General features: G+C 50.9%; 16 protein-coding genes. 10 read left to right on the top strand and 6 right to left on the bottom strand.

Going from position 1 to position 20715, the window contains the following annotated elements; translation table 11 throughout:
* Positions 1-153 precede the first annotated feature (153 nt).
* The 4 genes from ACYVJM_RS13310 to ACYVJM_RS13295 all read left to right on the top strand — a co-directional run bounded on the left by ACYVJM_RS13310 (position 154) and on the right by ACYVJM_RS13295 (position 2883).
* The gene (locus ACYVJM_RS13310) at positions 154-549 is read left to right on the top strand and encodes a pPIWI_RE_Z domain-containing protein (RefSeq protein WP_461148734.1); all 396 of its coding nucleotides are present in this window, start codon (positions 154-156) and stop codon (positions 547-549) included.
* Positions 550-626: 77 nt separating this feature from the next.
* Positions 627-1967: an ADP-ribose polymerase gene (locus ACYVJM_RS13305; protein ID WP_461148733.1), complete on the top strand. Its 1341-nt coding sequence runs from the start codon at positions 627-629 to the stop codon at positions 1965-1967.
* A 1-nt stretch (position 1968) separates the two neighbouring features.
* A complete protein-coding gene (locus tag ACYVJM_RS13300; protein WP_012929052.1) occupies positions 1969-2217 on the top strand; it encodes a hypothetical protein in 249 nt (82 codons plus the stop codon).
* A gap of 213 nt (positions 2218-2430) precedes the next feature.
* Positions 2431-2883: a pPIWI_RE_Z domain-containing protein gene (locus tag ACYVJM_RS13295; RefSeq protein ID WP_461148732.1), complete on the top strand. Its 453-nt coding sequence runs from the start codon at positions 2431-2433 to the stop codon at positions 2881-2883.
* 577 nt (positions 2884-3460) lie between these two features.
* On the opposite strand, the gene ACYVJM_RS13290 is transcribed toward ACYVJM_RS13295, so the two are convergent.
* The 4 genes from ACYVJM_RS13290 to ACYVJM_RS13275 all read right to left on the bottom strand — a co-directional run bounded on the left by ACYVJM_RS13290 (position 3461) and on the right by ACYVJM_RS13275 (position 10681).
* Entirely contained in the window at positions 3461-6607 is a 3147-nt protein-coding gene (locus tag ACYVJM_RS13290; RefSeq protein WP_461148731.1) for a DEAD/DEAH box helicase, read from the bottom strand.
* A gap of 191 nt (positions 6608-6798) precedes the next feature.
* Complete coding sequence (locus ACYVJM_RS13285) at positions 6799-8283, bottom strand: neutral/alkaline non-lysosomal ceramidase N-terminal domain-containing protein (protein WP_461148730.1); 1485 nt, start codon at positions 8281-8283, stop codon at positions 6799-6801.
* Between the two features lie 51 nt (positions 8284-8334).
* Positions 8335-9702, bottom strand: coding sequence for a sensor histidine kinase (locus ACYVJM_RS13280; protein ID WP_461148729.1), 1368 nt, complete (start codon positions 9700-9702; stop codon positions 8335-8337).
* 1 nt (position 9703) lies between these two features.
* On the bottom strand, positions 9704-10681 hold the full coding sequence (locus tag ACYVJM_RS13275) for an acyl-ACP desaturase (RefSeq protein WP_461148728.1): 978 nt from the start codon (positions 10679-10681) through the stop codon (positions 9704-9706).
* A 161-nt stretch (positions 10682-10842) separates the two neighbouring features.
* On the opposite strand from ACYVJM_RS13275, the gene ACYVJM_RS13270 reads away from it, so the two are divergent.
* Both ACYVJM_RS13270 and ACYVJM_RS13265 read left to right on the top strand, forming a co-directional pair.
* Positions 10843-11583 (top strand): lysophospholipid acyltransferase family protein, encoded by a 741-nt coding sequence (locus tag ACYVJM_RS13270; protein WP_461148727.1) that lies wholly within the window; start codon positions 10843-10845, stop codon positions 11581-11583.
* A gap of 83 nt (positions 11584-11666) precedes the next feature.
* Positions 11667-12098, top strand: a complete 432-nt coding sequence (locus ACYVJM_RS13265; RefSeq protein WP_461148726.1) for a hypothetical protein — start codon at positions 11667-11669, stop codon at positions 12096-12098.
* Positions 12099-12114: 16 nt separating this feature from the next.
* Here the strand turns inward: ACYVJM_RS13265 and ACYVJM_RS13260 are convergent, their stop codons facing one another.
* Entirely contained in the window at positions 12115-13485 is a 1371-nt protein-coding gene (locus tag ACYVJM_RS13260; protein ID WP_461148725.1) for a sigma-54-dependent transcriptional regulator, read from the bottom strand.
* 223 nt (positions 13486-13708) lie between these two features.
* Between ACYVJM_RS13260 and ACYVJM_RS13255 the strand changes: the two genes are divergently transcribed.
* Together ACYVJM_RS13255 and ACYVJM_RS13250 are read left to right on the top strand one after the other, a co-directional pair.
* Positions 13709-15466 carry an ArnT family glycosyltransferase gene (locus ACYVJM_RS13255; RefSeq protein WP_461148724.1) on the top strand — a complete coding sequence of 586 codons (1758 nt, stop codon included), beginning with the start codon at positions 13709-13711 and terminating at the stop codon, positions 15464-15466.
* 231 nt (positions 15467-15697) lie between these two features.
* On the top strand, positions 15698-16945 hold the full coding sequence (locus tag ACYVJM_RS13250; protein WP_461148723.1) for an efflux RND transporter periplasmic adaptor subunit: 1248 nt from the start codon (positions 15698-15700) through the stop codon (positions 16943-16945).
* Between the two features lie 88 nt (positions 16946-17033).
* On the opposite strand, the gene ACYVJM_RS13245 is transcribed toward ACYVJM_RS13250, so the two are convergent.
* Complete coding sequence (locus tag ACYVJM_RS13245) at positions 17034-17396, bottom strand: four helix bundle protein (RefSeq protein WP_461148722.1); 363 nt, start codon at positions 17394-17396, stop codon at positions 17034-17036.
* Positions 17397-17484: 88 nt separating this feature from the next.
* On the opposite strand from ACYVJM_RS13245, the gene ACYVJM_RS13240 reads away from it, so the two are divergent.
* Together ACYVJM_RS13240 and ACYVJM_RS13235 are read left to right on the top strand one after the other, a co-directional pair.
* Entirely contained in the window at positions 17485-18162 is a 678-nt protein-coding gene (locus tag ACYVJM_RS13240; RefSeq protein WP_012929072.1) for an ABC transporter ATP-binding protein, read from the top strand.
* 164 nt (positions 18163-18326) lie between these two features.
* Positions 18327-20699, top strand: a complete 2373-nt coding sequence (locus ACYVJM_RS13235) for an ABC transporter permease (RefSeq protein WP_461148721.1) — start codon at positions 18327-18329, stop codon at positions 20697-20699.
* The last annotated feature ends 16 nt before the right edge of the window (positions 20700-20715 follow it).

Raw genomic sequence — 20715 nt, 5'->3', positions numbered from 1 at the left:
AATTGCGTCTCATTTGCCGGATGGATTTTTATGCTGCCATAAATAAGACGCAGGACAAACATGGCAAAAATATTTTTCAAATAAAAAGAAGACCGTAAATAGATTACGTTTTGATGGATATAGTTTTGAACCGGACAATACATAGACTATATCATGACTCATACACAGCGTCCCGACTCAAACACCCCGGCTTACACGCCCCGCCCGTCGCTCTCGACCCGGCAATTAGTTGACCTCGAACTGGGTCTGTTTCTGCTTCAGCAGGTACAGCCTTCTGCTTCGCCCACGGAGCTACCGGCCCTACTCCGGCCCGATGATGCCCGCTGGCCCAGCCTGTCGCCCAAACAAAAGAAATACCTCAACCGGGGGCGGCTTTTACTGGCTCATTTCGCCAATAGTCTGCACTGGGAAGCCCTTTTAGATGCCTATGCCGCTGCGCCAACCCATCGCCTGGCCTTCGACCTCAGCCGCGATTACAGCCATTTCTCCGAGAAGACCGTGGGTTTCTCGCGCAACCGGCTCGGCGTATTACGTAAAATGCTGGCTTAAACTCAACCCTAACCCTTCATTCAGGGTCTGATCCGGTACCAACTGGGTCTGTTACCCATCCCTGACCACTTTTCGCGATGACCATGCTAAATCAGTTGTTACAACGGGTATGGGGGCAGTCTGCACCAGCCGCCCTCCTGCAAACCGCCCGCCCTACATCCTCTACGGCCGAACCCGTTTTGGCTGCCCAGCCAATCCGGCACCTGCGTACCATGAAGCTCATGATGGTAACGGCCGAGAACAACAACAAATACTATGAAATGCGGGAGAAGGAAAATGGCACCTTCGAAGCGCACTATGGCCGCGTAGGTGGTTTCCGCAGCAAATCGGTTCATCCAATGGCGCAGTGGGAACGGAAAGTCCGCGAGAAAAAAGCAAAGGGCTACACCGACCAGACGCACCTCTTTGCTAAAACCCGGCTCGAAACGGATGCCAGCACCATTGCCAATCCAGCCGTTCGGAGTCTGATGGCCCGACTGCTGGAATTAGCCAGGCAGTCTATTTTTCAGAACTATGTCGTTACGGCTCAGGAGGTAACCCGCAAACAGGTTGAAAACGCCCAGCAACTACTCGACGAACTGGCCGACCTGCTGGCGGTCAACATGGATACAGCGGCCTACAACGCCAAACTGCTTGAGCTGTTCAAGGTTATACCCCGCCGGATGAGCAACGTGGGGGCGCATCTGGCGGGTGCATCCCCCCAGTCGGCCGAGGAGCTCCAACCCCTCCGCGACCACCTTGCCGAAGAGCAGTCGACCCTCGATGTGATGCGCAGTCAGGTTGAACTGGCTCCCGAAGAAACTTCCGATGCCCAGCCCCAACCAACGCTGCTGGACAGCCTGAACCTGGCCATCGAACCAGTGACCGATGCGCATGTCATTACGCTGATCAAGCGCATGATGGGCACCGACGTTTTCAAGTTTGAAGCCGCCTTCAGCGTCCGCCACGCAGCTACCGATGCCGCTTTCGATGCCTATTTACGTCAACAGACGAATCGAAAAACCATGGCCCTCTGGCACGGAAGCCGCAGCGAGAACTGGCTGTCTATCCTGAAAACGGGACTGTTGCTGCGTCCGGCCAATGCTGTCATTACGGGCAAGATGTTTGGCTACGGCATCTATTTCGCCGACCAGTTCAGCAAGTCGATCAACTACACCTCGCTGAACGGCTCGGTTTGGGCCAACGGTCGGCATTCGGAAGGGTATCTGGCTATTTATGAAGTCCATGTCGGCGAGCAGCTGGAGTTGACGAAACACGAGCCCAGCCATATGCAGCTGGACGGCAACGCCCTCAAGCAACTCGGCCCGCAGTACGATTCCGTATTTGCCAAACAGGGGGACAGCCTGCAGAAGAACGAATTCATTGTGTACAACCCGGCGCAGTGTACGGTTCGGTACATTGTCAAAATCAAGGCGTAAGATGGAATTACAACGCAAAAAACTAGACCCGCTGGTCGTGCGGTTTACCGCCACCTCGCTTATTCTGGCCGAAGGCAGTACGACTACCCTGGCCGTAAAGAATGCCCTCCGCCGACGTGGCTACGAAGCCCGCCAGGCCGACGTATCGCAATGGCTGTTCGTCATCAGCCTGTGGGAGAACTGGACCATTGACGACAACGGTACGTATCGCGTTTTTCGTTTTCCAAGAGCCGCATTTTCGATGCAGTAATGAGACTCTTTATCGTTCTTTTTCTGGCAAATGCAGGCAGGCGAACTATTCGGACCTGCCTGCATCTGTTTTTGTTTTTTGTGAAAGTAGGGGCGAAAGTAAAGCCCGGAAATAATTTCAATTATTTTTGAGAAAAAGAGAACAACGTAAAAAGGTTACGTTCTTGTAGTAATAAATTTGATTCAACAACAGGAACAGTAAACAACCACAACGATGAACACTCTTCTCTCCGCCCCCCGTGTTACCCGCCCGGCCATTGCCAGTCTTCTTCACTGGCAGGAGCCGCTGGCAACCCGGCTGCGCTTTCGGCACGCGCTACCCGGCATGGTAGCCAACCGACTGCTCAATGTGGAGTTGGGACTTTATTTACTGGCCGAGCTGGTGCCGCTGGCCCCACCCCAGGTCCTTCCCGACCTGCTGACGGGCCACGGCGCGGTTTATCGGAACCGGCCCATCTGGTCGCCCCGGCAGCACCGGGCATTAAGCCAGGCGCGTATCCTGCTGGCCCCCTATATGGACCGCACCGCCTGGTACAACGCGCTGGCCAAATACGCCAGTCTGCCATCGGAGCTAAAAGCCTATAACTCGCAAGGCACCCTCCGCACCGACATCAGCGGGTATTTGCTGCGGGAACGGCTGGGCATGTTTGCCAAAGCGGTGGCGTAGAGTGAAGAGAAGTATGTAAAAAAGGAGTTAGCGGACGTTAAGGCGTCCGCTTTTTTTGTGGGTGGGGCTAACCTTAAGAAAGGTGATTTTTAAGGTTAGCTAGTATAAGTAAGCCTCAAATTTGATGGCGATGACAGTACCTAACCTTAAAATATGCACTTTTTAAGGTTAGGCAGTAACGGCTATAAAACTGTAAATTTTCTTTACTTCAAGATCACGGTAGCTTTCTGTGCTAGTAAAGCGGGCTTAAACGCTATTGGTTAAGCCATAATAAGGTTTCCCGCAACGACTCCGGCGTCAGCGGTCCTTGTTGGGGAGTCTCGCTAAGGCTGATACGCACTAACTTGTTCCGACCGTTTGGATAAGCTAGTAACTCAGCTGACTTATCGCCATTGCGGAGGTTAATCATAATTTCCCCAACTGGCCCTGGTGATGTGTGATAGGTAAGCAACATTTAGCCTTTGTGAAGCCAATAGCATCAAACATAAACGGGTTAGGTTCTAAGCTATGGGGTGATTGCTTTACTATTTCATTTTAAACCTACTGAATTAGAAACTCTTAACGTAAGGTAAATAGCTTAGCCGACTGCCATTTTTACAGTGTCGTGCCAAAGGTAAGCTGGCAATGCTTCCTCTAATCCCCAATTGATGTTCATAGGCCTAGCACCTTCATGACTGAGGTAATTGACTTTACCAAGAAACACATAGCCAAAATTAGCGCCATATTGATTCTCGTTAGCTTCGCGGACAAATAGCAAAATATGCTTTTCCTGCTCCCGGTGCTTAATATAACTCTGCCCAGTTGGGGTATTGGGAGACACACGATTCTGCGTCTGCCAGTGAAATTGGTCTTCACTAACAGCATAGTCGTTATAAAGAGTTGTGGGCGAGTAATCTTTCGCGCTTTTATGAAGCGTCACAAATAATAATTCGGTCTGTAGTTCAGGAGAATATACAACCCCTTCCCGTGAGGATGATCGCCTGGTAAACGTATGAATATTAAAAGCAGCCAGAATCTGGTCACGAGTGTAACGACCATATACTCGTAGGGGTTGATCGTAAGGCAAGTCAATTAACTTCTCCACGACATTTGTGTGATCAGTTAAGAGGGAAATAACCTCACGTATTTCATTAACCAGTACCGGATTTCTTCCAACAGCTTGTATACTCTCTGACAAATCAGCAAAACCGCCTGCTTGTTGCCAGATGTCATAGTGAAGCATTAGGCAAAACTGCTGCTCAATAGTCGACAGCCTCTTAACATCAACCTTGAAACCTTGTTTGGCCAATCTTTCAATAAAGTTAAAATAAGAAACCGAGCCACCAGCAAGCCACTTTTTACGGATAGCCCGCACAATTTCCAGTTCGTTTACTTCGCTAAAACTCTCTTGTATACCAGCATCAGCACAAAGGCGGTGCCAACTATCTTTATCACGACGGTAAATGAGCGGCAATTGAATGTGGTTAAGTTCACTAAAATTTCGGAGCGTAAGCGGAAGCGTTGTTTGATGCCGGTAATTTCTGATTTTAATGATTAATTGATTTCGGTTTAGCTGAGTAGCCGCCCGTATATTTTGCAGAACATAGTCTTTCGCCTTCTTTTCCAGCACAATCGAACAGCCTAGCGGTAAATGCGGGAAGTCATTTTCAACTTCTTTCTGAATCGATGTAGTTGTACGACCAACCAATGCCCGGAATTTATCTTCAAAACTATACTCAGGCCGCGCATTACCTACAAAATCCAGTACAGTCAAACATTCTTTACCCTCTGATAAACGGAGGCCACGACCGATTTGCTGAAGAAACACCGTTAAACTTTCGGTGGGTCTAAGAAATAAAAGCGTATCAACCTCCGGTATATCAACCCCTTCGTTAAAGATATCTACAACAAAGAGGTAGTTGATGTCCTTGTTACGAAGGCGACTACGAAGTTCTGCACGGCCTTCGCTTCGACTACTAACCAGATAATCAGCCTTTAACCCAGCCAGCAAAAACTTTTCAGCCATGTACTGTGCGTGCTCCTGTGTGATACAAAACCCTAATGCTCTTACATTCTGAAGATCATTAACGTATTTCTGTAACTGGTTAATAATTTGACCGACCCGAAGGTCGTTGCGCGTGTAGAGTTTTGACAATTCGCCGGGCACATATCGCCCATTTCGCCATTGAACATCCGACAAATCCACTGCATCGGTTAGGCCAAAGTATTGAAACGGACACAGCAAACCTTTATTTAACGCTTCCGGCAAACGAATTTCGGCCGCGATTGTATTACAAAAATCAGTTAGAATATTTTCATTATCCATCCGCTCAGGCGTAGCAGTAAGCCCTAACAAGATGATCGGACTAAATTTTTGCAATACTGGCCGATAGCTGGTGGCTGCTATATGATGCACTTCATCAATAACTACATAGTCATAATAATCGGCGGTCAGCGGCAACTTGTCGATCGCATTGTTCAGCGTCTGAACAGACGCAAACACGTGTTCGTAACTATCTGGGATTATTCCCTCTACCCAAAGTTCACCAAAATTAGCATCGCGTAGAACACCACGGAATGTAGCCATAGCCTGTTCCAAAATCTCCTTTCGGTGGGCAACGAATAATAACCGAGCACGTTGATTATTCTGCCGATAATATTTATAATCGAAGGCAGAAACAACCGTTTTGCCAGTACCGGTAGCAGCTACAATCAGATTTCGAAAACGTTCGTGCAGGCTCCGTTCAGCTTGCAATCGATCCAGAATTTCTTGCTGAAAAGCATGAGGTTTAATATCAAAATATACTGAAATGTCTGCCTGCGTTGATGCTCGTTGACGGCGCAGAGCCGTCTGCAACTTAAGCGTGTCTGTGGCCAGATTAAACGGCTCAAAACTTTTGTCTTGCCAGTATGTTTCAAATGTCTTTTGAGATTTATCAATGATGTGCTTAACCTCCTGAGTTGTTATTTTCAGATTCCACTCCAGCCCGCTTGTTAGGGCTGACCTCGAGATGTTTGATGAACCAATGTACCCAGTATGAAAACCCGTGTTACGAAGAAACAGGTAGGCTTTAGCATGCAGTCGCTCGCTTTCTGTATTATAAGATACTCGAACTTCTGTATGCTTTAGACTAGCCAAAAACTCGACAGCTTTGAGGTCAGTCGCTCCCATATACGAAGTCGTAATCACACGTAAACGTCGACCGCTATCTGTAAAAGCTCGTAATTCCTTCTCAAATATTCGAATGCCAGTCCATTTAATAAACGAGACCAGGAAACAGATTTCATCAGCAGAAAGAATCTCTTTACGCAACTCACTGTCAAAGGAAATGCCGCTGTTATTTCCCGTAAACAGTTCACTATGTGTTAATCGGGTAAGGGGAGTTATTTCACGTAGATGTCTGTCGAAATCAGTAAAAGAAGCATTAGTTTTTGATAAGATTGCGGATAAAATACGCCCCTCTACCCATATCAAATCATCATCGAATGTCTCATCAGCTAGCTCGTCACGCAGCAGACGAATTAACTTGTTCGATAACTCAATTTGTTTGTCAATGGCATCGTCAGCACTGAATGACGAGAGCGCCGACCGGATAATATCACTAAGATAAGCACTCAGGTATTGAGCTGCCTCGGCCCGATCCAATACATCTTCTTTAATGTAAAATTTGTCTTTATCGAGCGCCAAGAGCTTAGCATGAATGACTTTGTTAATGAGTTGTTCGTAAAGACCAAGAGTGGACATAAAAGGCGAGACAATGGAGTTTCACTATGATATATACTTTCTCCAGCATTACCATTTAAAAGTAATCATGCAGGAACTTAATGAAATTTTAGGTGAGCATTATAAGACAAACCACATCTCACTGTAAAACTGTAACTTAAACATAGAGAGAGGCAAAATTAAGTCCGCTTTGCCTATCCATTCCCAATCCATCACGGCTTTAGCTGAAGGCTGGCATACATCATGTCGAGCAGGCCGTTGACGATCGCATTTTCGGCAAAACCCGGTTTGAGCCGCGACGAAACGACTTCGAAGGTATAGGTGCCAAACGCAGCATCGTGAGGAATGTATCCTGAGCGGGCATAGCCGTTGGTCAGCGTAGTCATCAGGGTGTTGGCAAAGGGCGATTCTTTTTTCAGCCGGGTCGAAATGGGGTTGAACACTTCGCCGTTGACAGCCGTTAGGGCAATATCGCCCAATCGGATGAACCCCAGCCGGAGGGGAATCGAGTCGGCATCGGCATACGTGCCGGCGTAACCCGCCCGGCCCTCGTCGAGCCGCTTGCGTCCGGGGCAAGTGATGATGCGTTGATCGGCCTGAATAATTGGGTTGCTTACCTTCCGTTTGGTGCTTCGCATCACATGTAACACCTCCTCAGCCAGCAGTTGTCCCATCGACAGCAGCATCTGCTTTTGCTGCTCCATTAACTTGATCACTTTCGGGTCTTTCCGGTCGAGTCCTTCGCCACCGGGAGGCATTTTATTACTGATGTCGATGCCCCGTTTGGCATACTCCTTAACGCGAATCTCGCGCAAATCGTAGGTTTGCTGGTAGTAGATGGGGTTTTGATCGCCACACGCGCCGGTCGACCAGAGCACCACAGCTTCATTATCGAAGTTATTTTCCAGATACCGCGAGGTGGCTCCGGGCACATCCCCGCTAACCTGATCGAACATGCCGGAAATAACCCCGTGCATGGCATAATTGTAATAGATGGCAATGGGTTTGCCGTCCAGGGCTTCGAACGTGACTACGGCCACTGTTTTGTCGGATGGACCATCGTAGTTCGGGCCTTCCCACCACCGGCGGGTTTCGGGGTCGATAATATTGCGGTTCACGTTAATGTACGACACCCCTTCGCCGTAGCCGACCCGGGCGGGCTGCAGCTTATCTTTCGCCAGTTTGACGGCACTCGCAATTTTAGACTCAAAGGCGTCGCCACTGATCCCAAACGGCACACTATGCGTATGGGTGGCGGTCAGCAGGATGTTTCGGGTAGGAATGCCCGCTGTGGCCATAATCTTGGCGAGGATACGGTCGGCCATCTCGTCGTTAATGCCCCCAATATCAACCGAAACGAGGGCTACGGTTGTCGTGCCATTGTTGACGACAACCGCCCGGGAGTATATGTTGTCGTTGATACCGAAATACGGCTTTTTGAGTTCGTTCAGGGCAGGGGTTATGTCCACTTTGGCCGCCCCTACCGAGAGCGACGCTGGTGGAGTCGATTGGGCCACAACCACGTTTACAGCGTTGGTAAGGGCCATAAGCAACAGGCTTATTTTAACTAATAGCCGTTTTTTCATGTGCTTGGTCGGGAAGGTTAGAAACAGGGGCGCCAGTAGTAGCGTAACGTAAAGATACACCTGATAGGCAAAGCTTGCTACGAGCTGGTTGGTAACCGTTGCTTTACTCACTTCTCCCCTAGCTGTTTCGGTTGAGTAGGGCTGATACACGTCAGTATTCCCTCAAAACACCAGACTAAACGTGCTGCCCTCGCCCGGTACGGATTCGGCGGTGAGCTGGCCGTTGTGGAGCTGCATAATCTGGCGCGATAAACTCAGCCCGATGCCCGAACCGGTTTTCTTGGTTGTGTAAAAGGGGATGAAAATCTGCTCCAGGGCTTCGGGTTCGATACCGGCCCCATTGTCGATGATGCGGATAACGACGCGGGGGCCCATAGCCTCTGCTTCAATGCGGATAGTCGGATTGGACGTTTTACCCAGACTCTCGACCGCGTTTTTTATCAGGTTCAGCAGTACCATTTCAATCTGGGCGGCATCGGCCCGGATGGCCAGATTGGGTGATGATACCGAGATCGCCACCTGGTGCTTTTGAGCGTCGGCCTGAACCAGATGGGCTACGTTCCGCACCAGTTGCTCCACCGACACATCGGCGAAAACCGGCTGGGGAATGGTCGTAAAATGGCGGTACGCATCCACAAACTGCATGATACCCGCCCCGCGCTGTTCAATGGTTGTGAGGGCGTCCCGCAGGTCGTTGACCGACTCGGCTACATAAGCCGATTCAGCCGGGGATTGCTGACCCGTATAGGCTGGCAACGAAAGCGGCACCAGGTCCGTTTCGACAATGTCGCGCATGGTGCCCGCCAGCGATACAATCGGCGTGATGGAGTTCATGATCTCGTGCCGCAGCACCTTCGTCAGGTTTTGCCAGGCGTCGAGTTCGCGTTGCTGCAACTCAGAACGGATGTTCTGCATGGACGCTACCGTAACCAGCCGCCCCCGCAACCGAACTGCCGTGCAGCGAACTGACAACTCGCCATCGGAGCCGGTCTGGTACGACACGGGCGTCGATGAGGTAGTTGATGAGCGGAGCATATCGGCGAGGTCGGGGTGGGTCGCCTGGAGGTCGCTGAGGGTGCGAAGACGATAAATACCCAGCAGACGAAGAGCCGTTTGGTTCACCAGTTCGACTTGACCGGTGGCGTCGAAGGTCAGCAGGCCGACGCTCACGTGCTGTACGATAGTATTGACGTAATGGAGATTGGCTTCTTTCTCGGCCCGCGCCTGCCGAAAGGCATCCAGCACTTCGTTGAACTGGTCGTTCAGTTCGTGAAACGAGGGGCCAAGGTTGCTGTCGGCGCGAAAGGCTACGGCGAAGTCGGAGTAGCGCACCGACTCCAGAAACCGTGTCAGTTTGCGGTTCAGGCTCGTCACGTATCGGTATAGGTTGAGCGATAGGACGATATGCGCAATCACCAGCGGGAAGAGCAATATACCGGCTGCCTGTTGCAGATAAAAATACGTGATCACCCCGGTAAGGCCAACGATGCCGACGATACGCCAGCCTATACCGAGGGCGAATCGATTCATATTACCCGGCTATCCAGCTAAATGGATACTCAAGCGTGGGCACCTTGGTCCGGTCGGCAATCCGGCGCAGACGAGCGGGTAAGGCCATCACATAATCACGGGCACGCTGACCGGCATCGTTGAGGTCGGTGATGGTATCTATTTGCCAGTCGACCAGCAGGGCTTCGGCGATGTCGATGTAATCGTAGGTGGTGTAAACGCCTAACCGCTGAGCGGCATCGGAGAAGTGGCTGAATGTCTGGCCGATCTTTACGCCACTTTCGCGGAGGAAGTGGGCGGGCATGACGATTTTCTTGCGCATCATGTCTTCAAAAGCCAGCATCATTTCAGACGGGTCGACTTCGAAAATCTGACGAACAAAGTCTTTATAGGCTTTGGCATGGCGCATCTCGTCGGAGGCAATCACACCGCATATTTTCGACAGTTGATTACAGCCCGCCTGTTTCGCCAGCGTGGCCGTCCGGCGGTGCGATACGTTGGTGGCCAGCTCCTGAAACGAGGTGTATACGAAATTCCGGTACGGGTCTTTGCCGGTACCAATGTCGAAACCATCAGCAATGAGGTATTGCGTCGACACTTCCATGGCCCGCATATTTACCCGGCCCGATAGGTACAGAAACTTATTCAGCAGGTCGCCGTGGCGATTTTCCTCGGCCGTCCAGCTGCGAATCCAGCGTGTCCAGCCGGTTGTGCTGCCCTGCTCAATGCCTTCCATATCCATCAGCCACGATTCATACGTTGGCAAGGCTTCTTCAGTAATTGTATCGCCAACCAGCACGGCTACGTAATCGTAAGATAACTCGCGGGTGCTTTCGCGGAGTAACTTAACTTCGTCCAAAAATGATTCTTTCGTCGAATCGGGTAACAAATCGGCGGGTTGCCAATTGGTTTCGATCGGCTTGAGAAACTCATCTACCGATGCATCGATTTTTTCACCGACGAATCGCATTACGTCCAAACGTGTGCCAGATAGTATCATGTATAAGTAACAAAGAAAGGAGTCGATATATCCCAGTATCCGGCAAAGTTCGCGGAAAAGAACCGATGTTTTTGATTCGCATTCGTTTTTCTTCCGTACAATAAACGTCTCCTTGCTATTTTTGGGCTACACTAGCTGCTTCGCTGACGCCTGTAGGCCCTATGAAAAAAGTTTTAGATTACGTATTGAGCTGCGTTTACCTCCTCTATTTCGGATTGGTATTGTGTATTTTCCATGTTATGCAGGCAACCGCTTTCAATCTGTTTGGCCGTCCGGCCCACAAAAAAACGGTCGACTGGATGAATGCTTTCATCGCCTACGGCTGGTACCTGACGGGCAGTACCATCCGCTTTCGGCCGCTCACTACCCTTCCCACCGGCCGGCCGCTTATCTTCGTAGCCAATCACCAGAGTATGTTCGATATTTCGCCCATCATTTGGTTTCTGCGTCGGCATACGCCTACGTTCGTTTCCAAGATCGAATTGGCTCACGGCATTCCCGGCGTGTCGTACAACCTGCGTAAAAGTGGCGCGGCCCTGATCGACCGCAAAGACCCTAAGCAAGCCATCGTAGAAATTGCCCGGTTGGGTAAACTCATTCAGCAGCAAAACCTCTCCGCCGTGATTTACCCGGAAGGCACACGGTCGGCCTCGGGGCAAATGCGCCCGTTTGTAACGGGTGGGGTGGCGACTTTACTGAAACGGGCGCCATCTGCACTGGTGGTACCCATCACCATTCGGGGAACGGGTCATTTCAATCCGCAAGGCCTGTTTCCACTAAGATCCTTTTCTAAAATGTCGTGGACGGTATTACCCGGCATTGAGCCCGCAGGCCGTACACCCGATGAGGTGGTAAAGCTGGCGCAGGAAGCGATTGCGGAAGAGTTATGCAAGACGATTTAGATCTTTATATTTGATATAAATTTGGAAAGAGGTTTGTAACGATTGTCGACTAACTTGTATATTTACAAAAAACTAATCGCCACATGACTCCCGATAAGCGACTCGACCAGATTGAACCCATCTTAGCTGATGTAGCTTTAAAAACAGACCGTCTGATTGAGTCGAATGGGCAGATTCTTGAAATAGCCACCCGTGCTGATACAAACGCTAAAATTGCGGCCAAAGGCATTGCCGATTTAACAGTAGAAATGCGGCAACAATTTGGCCAGCAGCAACATCAAATCGACCGGCTACGAACAGAAATGAATGAACGATTTGGGCAAGTAGACAGTCGGTTTGGGCAAATAGACAGCCGGTTTGAGCAAGTAGATAGCCGGTTGGATCAACTAACCAGCGACCAAGCTGAGCTACGGCAAGAAATGAGAAATGGGTTTCAAGAAGTAAATCTAAAATTCACGCAGTTCACACAAACGCAAGAACAAATTTTAAAACTCTTACTTGACCGTCTGAAATAGAGCGACCTAAATCTTCTTACAACCCAAACTTCTCCAGGCGCCGATACAACGCCTGCCGCGATACCCCCAACTCCCGCGCTACGTCAGTAATACTACCCCGGTGTTTTTGCATCGCCTGCTGAATCAGTTGGCGCTCCATATCTTCCAGTTGCAGGGTTTCGTTGACGGGCGAAGCCGCACTACCATCTTTCCGGAATACAAAATTTCCCGGTTCCAGCAGCGTACCCGACGTCAATTCCGGCCGTGCTAAAATGACGGCACGTTCGACGGCATGCTGCAACTCCCGCACATTACCCGGCCAGCGGTATTGTTTCATCTCGGCCAGCAACGCCGGACTTAGCCCCGACACAGCACGATTGTATTGCTTGGCGTATTTCTTCAGAAAAAACTCAGCCAACGGTCCAATATCTGACGGACGCTCGCGCAGAGGGGGTAAATGCAGTTCGATCGTGTTGATCCGATAGAGTAAATCCTGCCGGAAACCACGCTCGGCCACGCGCTCGTTGAGGTCGGCATTGGTGGCGCAAATGAGCCGCACATCGACAGCGCGGGCTTTATTTGAGCCAACGCGGGTTACCTGCCGCTGTTGCAGCACCGTTAAGAGCCGGGCCTGCTGCGACGGAGTGAGATTACCAATCTCGTCGAGGAAAATTGTGCCGCCGTTGGCTTCTTCAAACCGTCCGGCGCGGTCGTCACGGGCATCGGTAAAGGCCCCCTTCACATGGCCGAATAGTTCGCTTTCGAATAAACTTTCGGTCAGGGCACCCACATCAACGCTCACGAAGGGCTTATCTTTTCGGTGTGAGTTGTCGTGAATAGCCCGCGCAACCAAGTCTTTACCGGTCCCATTTTCGCCCAGAATCAGGACGTTGGCATCCGTGGGCGCTACCTGCTCAACCGTCTCCAGAATCGGGCGCATGGCGTTGCCAATGATGGAAGTGCTGCCCGAACTTCCCTTTTTCCGGCTGGATTTCTGGCTATCTTCCCGTTCCTCTGCTTCTTCCTTCTTCCCGTTTACGGCTCCGCGAATCGTATCCAGAAACTTATCATTTTGCCAGGGTTTCAGCACAAAATCAACGGCTCCGGCTTTGATGGCGCGCACGGCCATTTCAACATCCCCATAGGCTGTAAACAGCACTACCCGCGCTTTTGGGTCAATATCTAAAATACGATCAAGCCAGGCAAACCCCTCCCGTCCACTGCTGACATCGCGCTGAAAATTCATGTCGAGCACGATGGCATCATAGTGGTTATTATTGAGGAGAAAAGGTAGTTTTTCAGGATTTTTCTCGATGTCTACCGCGCCCACGTGCCGTTTCAGCAACAGTCGGGCTGCGAGTAGTACGTCGGGATCATCGTCGACGAGTAAGAGTTTGGCATCTTGCATGTTCCAAAGATAGAAGTAGGAAGGATTTGTTGCACCAGGGTACTGATTCAACAACGAATTACGGTTTTCTTCCGTACTTTGACCCGTCAAAAGTCGTTGAGCGGTCATTAATTCGCATTGGTGGTCATTATGTAGTATCAACCGATGTAGTTGTTGCCGAAGCGTACATGCCCATTAGAAGAACGGATGTCCGTTGTCTGCCGTCGACTACCACCTATTACCAATGACTACAAATTCCTCTTCTATTGACGACCGCTGGTTTTATGCACTTGTCGCGGTGGGTGTCCTGTTAAACGCTACCGGTTTGTTTCCGGCCATTATGGAACTTGATGGGGCACTTTATGCCTGTATAGCGAAACAAATGGCGCAAACCAACGACTTTGTCAACCTCTATGCCGTGGGCAGCGACTGGCTCGACAAGCCGCACTTTCCGTTCTGGGTCATTGCATTGAGTTACAAAGTCTTCGGCGTCAATACGTTTGGCTACAAGTTTCCGGCCCTGCTGTTCTTCCTGGGCAGTGCGGTATACACCTATAAATTTGCCCGGCTGACATATCCCAAAGTGACGGCACAAGTGGCCACGCTGGTTTTGCTGACCGCTTTTCACGGCGTTTTATCCAATAGTGATGTGCGGGCCGAGCCGTACCTGATGCCGTTGATCATTGGCCCGGTTTACCACTTTTACCGGGTGTTTTTGGGTGAAAGGAATTCTTTATCTTTAAGACATGGCCTTCCTCAGGGCTGGCTTCACCTCGTTACCGGTTCCCTTTTGACGGGTTGCGCGCTGATGACCAAAGGTGTTTTTGTGCTTATCCCCATCGGTGGCGGCTTGGTTATTCACTGGTTGTTAACGGGCCAGTGGCGGGAGCTGCTCAAGCTCCGCTGGTTTGTGGCTGTAATTCTCTCTTTTGCGTTTACCCTACCCGAAATCTACTGTCTCTACCAACAGTTCGATGTGCACCCCGAAAAGGTTGTTTTCGGGCGGACGGGCGTATCGGGCGTTCGCTTCTTTTTCTGGGACAGCCAATTTGGGCGGTTCTTCAATACGGGGCCGATCAAGGGTGAAGGTGATAAGCTTTTTTTCGTCCATACGCTGCTTTGGGCTTTTTTGCCCTGGTCGCTACCGCTGTATATCGGGATCGGAAAGATGATTCGGGATCTCATCAAACGGCGAAAAGACCCAGTTTCAGCGAACGGTATCGAATTCGTTTCGCTGGGATCGGGCGTGTTGACCTTCCTGCTGTTCTCGTTTTCGGGCTTTCAGTTGCCCCACTACATGAACATCGTGTTCCCGTTCTTCGCGGTCATCACAGCACAATTTCTGATTGGCCTATCCCCTGCCATACTTCGCCGGTGGACTATTGGGCAGACGATTATCGGCTTACTGATTGCAGGCCTGTCTATTGCCCTGCTGGTATTCGTTCAGCCCGAAAACGTGGTGGGCGCCGTAGTTTTAGTTAGCGTCATAACCCTGGCAACTTTTACGCTCTTCCGGCAAAATACACTCTTATCCCTGTTGGGGCGCATGGTGGGGGCCATGCTGGTGCTGGCCGGTACGCTGAACCTGTTTCTGTACCCGACGTTTCTGCGGTATCAGGCTGGTATGGCGGGGGCTCAATACGTCAACGACGACACTAAACTCGCCAAACGGCCAACCGTCCTGTACGAACCTGGCACGGGTGTGGGCGGGGGCAGTTTCTGGTCGTACGAGTTTTATGTGCGCTCCCCTACCATATACGCCCGCTCCGATTCGGCCCTCAAGCTTCAGCTACAGTCAGGCTCCCGGCAGGTATTTACCAGCGGTGCGGAGGCCGATTCACTGGAATCGCGTGGGTTTCAGGTCAAGCATCTGGCCGTGTTCCCCTATTACCACGTCAGTCAGTTATCCTACGATTTTTTAAACCCCGCCACCCGCTCGCAAACACTGGAGCCGTATGTGCTGGCTGAGGTAGGACCAACGAGTAAAAGAGTGAACGAGTGAACGACCGGGCTGGCGTTCCAGCATGACATTAAAGTGCTCATGAGGCCCGTAAAAGCGGACAATTTCCGTCCGAAAGCGGACACGACGCCAAAAGGCCACTCACTTAAGGAATTGATTATCAGAGATGTCATTTGGTTGGCATGACTATTGGCACTTGGCATAACAGCGAACGAGCTTCGAGCCTGGGCCTGCGTTTTAGCCCACTCTTTCATTCTTTCGCTCTTTACAGTAATGGATCGCGTACTACCTAAACGATTTTGGACAACCCAGCGACTGGCTCTTTTCGGGGGCGGAACGCTGGTCATCGGCTTACTGGCTTACACACTTTTCTTTGCCGATCGCCGGTCGAAACTAAATGTCGAGAAAGACAAAATAACCATCTCACCTGTATCTACAGGTCCTTTTGAAGATTTCATCGCCGTCACGGGTGTGGTACAACCGCTGAAAACCATCCGGCTCGATGCCATCGAAGGGGGCTACGTTACCCAGAAACTGGTGGAAGGCGGCACCATGGTCAAAAAAGGGGAAGTGCTGCTGAAACTTGAAAACCAGAGCCTGAAACTGAGTTTTCTGCAATCGGAAACCGAAGCTAACCGACTCGTCAACGACCTGCAAAATACACGACAACGCCTTCAGGTTGAACGCTTTACTCTGCGTAAAACACTGGCTGACCTCGACGCACAAATCGATCAGGCTAAAGATTCCTACGACCGGCAGGCTAAGTTATATAAAGACAAAGTGGTCTCTGAAGAGGACTACCTGAAAGCTAAACGGGCTTACGAGCGATTGGCCGGCCAGCGTGTCATCGAGATCGAAACCCAGAAATACCAGGAGGAGAATGCCAAGTTCCAGATCAAACAGTTGGAGGGCACCTTGCAACGTACACAGAAAAATGTGGCTCTTTGGCAGCAGACACTCGATAACCTGGTGGTCAAAGCGCCTGTGTCGGGCCAGTTATCCAGCATCGACGTGGAAGTAGGCTCGAACATCAACCGGGGCCAGAACATCGGCCAGATCGACGACCTGAACGGATTCAAGATGCGGGTGGGTGTCGATGAACACTACATCAGCCGGGTATTTTCGGGCTTGAAAGGCTCGTTTGAATTCAACGGGAAAATGCACGAGCTTGAAATCAGCCGGGTATACCCCGAAGTAAAAAGCGGTCGGTTCGAGGTTGATATGATCTTCCCGAAAGGTACGCCCGAGGGCATTAAACGGGGTCAGTCGTCGCCGATTCAGCTGGAGCTGGGCAAAGCGGCCAAAGCCACGCTCATCCCCGTCGGCGGCTTCTTCTCCGATACGGGCGGCAACTGGGTGTACGTGGTCGACCGGTCAGGTAAGCGGGCGGTGAAACGTCAGATTACCCTAGGCCGTAAAAACCCGGAGTATTACGAAGTGCTGGACGGCCTCCAACCCGGCGAGCAGGTGATCACGAGCAGCTACGAGAATTTTGGTGATAATGAGGTGTTGGAGTTTTAAAGGGGAGGAAGGAGGAGAGGGACGAGAGGGAGGAAAGGGAAAAGGCTGACTTGTATATTGCCCTCTCGCTCTTTTCTCCTTCCTCATTCTAAGAAAATCTCTCTTCCCGTGTTTTGATTAGATTTTGCAACATTGACGAGATTATGCGACTCTTTGCCAGTAGTTCGTCACCAGCATCTACCGATAGAATACCGACACCTATGGCAAGATGGATTTGTGTTCGTAATTCACCATTAGAGCCTTTGGCAATGCGTAAGTATCGAATAAACTCTTTATTGGTATGTCGCTCAAATCCTTCCGCTACATTAGATGGAACAGATACGGATGATCGCTGCATCTGGTCGCGTAAGCCATAATCTTTACAATCAGCGAGTAATTTGTATAAATCAATTGCTTGGGATAATCCCTTTTGCCAAACCAGCAAATCTTCAAACTTTTCAACTTTAGCCATGAAATTAGGAGTGAGGTGAGTACAGATCGAATCTACGCAATAATCCCTTTCGTCCCCTTCCTCCCCTTCCTCCCTTTCCCCCTAAAATATGATCCAGACAATTAACCTTCAGAAACTCTTCTCGACCGAAGAAGTAGAAACCACCGCCCTCAATGGCATCAACATGGATGTCAAAGACGGGGAGTTCGTTGCCATCATGGGCCCGTCGGGCTGCGGCAAATCCACGCTGCTCAACATCCTGGGTCTACTGGACAACCCCAGTGAAGGCGAGTACAATTTCTACGGCACGGAAGTCGCCAAAATGACCGAACGCCAGCGGGCACAACTCCGCAAAGGCTCCATCGGTTTCGTGTTCCAGAGCTTTAACCTGATCGACGAACTAACCGTGTATGAAAACGTCGAACTGCCCCTGCTGTACCTGAAAACGCCCCCCGACGAGCGGAAAAAGCGCGTGGAAGAAGCCCTGGAGCGGATGAGCATCATGCACCGGCGCAATCACTTCCCACAGCAGCTTTCGGGCGGTCAGCAACAACGGACGGCCATTGCACGGGCTGTAGTTGCCAAACCCAAACTGATTCTGGCCGATGAACCGACGGGTAACCTCGACTCGAAGAACGGCGAGGAAGTGATGAAACTCCTCGGCGAACTGAACGACGAAGGCACCACCATCATCATGGTAACCCACTCACCCTACGACGCCGGTTTCGCGCATCGCATCGTGAACCTGTTCGATGGCAAAGTGGTCACGGAAAATTTCCACGTCTAACCGCGGGGGCGGCCCCGCCAAGATTTTCAGGATTTGAATGATGTTCCTGATTATGCTGCAATTCCTTATTCAGACTTCTTTAGGTCTCCTAAATAGACTTTAAACCAATCTCTTGGGGAGGTTCAAGAAAATCATTTAAATCCTGAAAATCCTGGTTAACACTTATGTTCCGCAACTACGTCAAAATCGCGTTTCGGAGTTTGATGAAGAACAAACTCTACTCATCCATCAACGTTTTCGGGCTGGCGTTGGGCATGGCATGCAGCTTGTTGATTGGCCTCTGGGTGAAGGATGAACTGAGTTACGACCGCTTTCTGAACGACGCGGAGAACATCTACTACGTGCGGGTCAATTTTCCCTATAATGGCGAAACGGTGACGAACACCGTCACACCGGGCCCCTTACAGGAAGCCATCGCCAAAGATGTACCGGAAGTAGCGGCTGCGACGAAGATTAATTTCAGTAACGAAGTGCTTGTGAAAGTGGGCGAAACGGCGGCCAAGGAAAAAGGCCATTACGCTACCGCCGATTTTTTTGGTGTCTTTGATCTGCCTGCGGTCTACGGAAATCCGAAAGCCGCGCTGGCACAACCCAACCAGATCGTCATTACGCGGAAAGTGGCGGAGAAGTTTTTTCCGAATGGATTAGCCCTTGGCAAAACGCTGCAACTCGACAACAACAAATTCTATGTCGTGGGCGCAGTACTGGAAGATTTGCCCACCAACTCGACGCTTCAGTTCGACTGGCTGGTGAACTGGAAAGCGTATGAGCAGGACTGGATGAAAACCTGGGGTAACAACTCGTTTCAAACCTTCGTCCGGCTCAAGCCAAAGACAACGATGGCACAGGCCGAGAAAGCGCTGGCGCGTATCTATCCCCGTTTTGCCGGTAAAAACTTCGAGACGGGCCGTCCCATCCTGCAGCCCATCACGGACCTACATTTATATGCCGAGTACAAAAATGGCGTATCGGTGGGCGGGCGCATTGAGTATGTACGGATCTTTTCCATCGTCGCGCTGTTCATGCTGCTCATTGCCTGCATCAATTTCATGAACCTCGCCACAGCCCAGTCGGCAATGCGGGCGAAGGAAGTGGGCGTTCGGAAAGTAGTGGGCGCCCTGCGGTCGTCGTTGATCGGACAGTTTCTGAGCGAGTCGATGCTCACGAGCGGGCTGGCCATTGTGCTGGCCGTAGGGTTCGTCTGGTGTGTGCTGCCTACCTTCAATACAACCTTTGAAAAACAATTAACGCTCAACCTCACCGAACCGACGCTATGGCTCACCATTCTGGTGCTGGTGCTGATCACCGGTTTTCTGTCGGGTAGTTATCCGGCGCTTTTCCTGTCGTCACTACAGCCGATCAAGATTTTAAAAGGGCGGGTACAGGTCAGCAGCGGCCGATCTTTCCTGACACCGGCTCTGTTCCGGCGGGGGTTGGTTGTCTTTCAGTTTTCGCTGTCGATTTTTCTGATCGTTGGCATACTGGCCATTGGTCGACAGATGAACTATCTCCGGACCAAGAACCTGGGACTTGACCGCGAAAATGTCGTTTACATGCCGCTGGAAGGTGAAATTGCACAACCTAAAAAGGTAGAAGCATTCCGGCAGGAAGTGATGCGCCAGCCAGCCATTGCATCGGCCACCACGGCCATGTCGCTCCCGGTAAATGTACAAAGCTCCTCCGGCGACCTGAATTGGACTGGTAAAGACCCCAACCTGCAAACCAATGTATCGTGCATGTTTGTTGGGGGTGACTTCACCAAAACCATGAACATCAAACTGGTCGACGGGCGCGACTTCCGCATCGACAGCCCCGCCGATTCGACCAACTACCTCATCAACGAAGCCGCTGCCCGACTCATGGGTATGAAGGATCCGGTTGGGAAAGATGTGCAGTTCTGGCCGGGAAAAGGCAAGATCATTGGGTTAATGAAAGACTTTCACCTCAACTCGCTGCACCAGGAAATCGCCCCGCTTATTCTTTGCTTCGACAGCCGAAACACGAGTTACCTGCTCGTGAAAACCCGCGCCGGGCAAGCGTCCAACGCCATCGCCGACCTCGAAAAGCTGGCCAAGCAGTTCAACCCGAATTATCCGTTTACCTATCATTTTCTGGACGAAGAATTTGAAAGCCTGTACCGGAGCGAACAGCAGGTACACACGCTTGTCAACTATTTCGGTATGCTGGCGATCCTGATTTCCTGCCTGGGTCTGTTCGGTCTGGCAGCTTTCACGGCTGAGCAGCGCACCAAAGAAATTGGCGTGCGGAAGGTACTGGGCGCATCGGTCACGAACATCATTGGTCTACTCTCCAAAGACTTCCTGAAGCTGGTGCTGATTGCCCTGGTGCTCTCTACCCCGCTGGCGTGGTGGGCGCTAAGCAAATGGCTTGAGACCTTTGCCTATCGCGAAAACCTGACCTGGTGGATTTTTGGGGTAGCGGGTGTACTGGCCGTTGTTATTGCTTTCCTGACGGTAAGTTATCAAAGCATCAAAGCCGCATTGATGAACCCGGTAACGAGTTTACGATCTGAATGATTTGCCCCTGTTTTCG

The sequence above is a fragment of the Spirosoma pulveris genome (genome assembly GCF_054781875.1).
The sequence above is the reverse complement of the archived record's forward strand: the minus strand, read 5'-3'. Positions and strand labels throughout refer to the sequence as shown.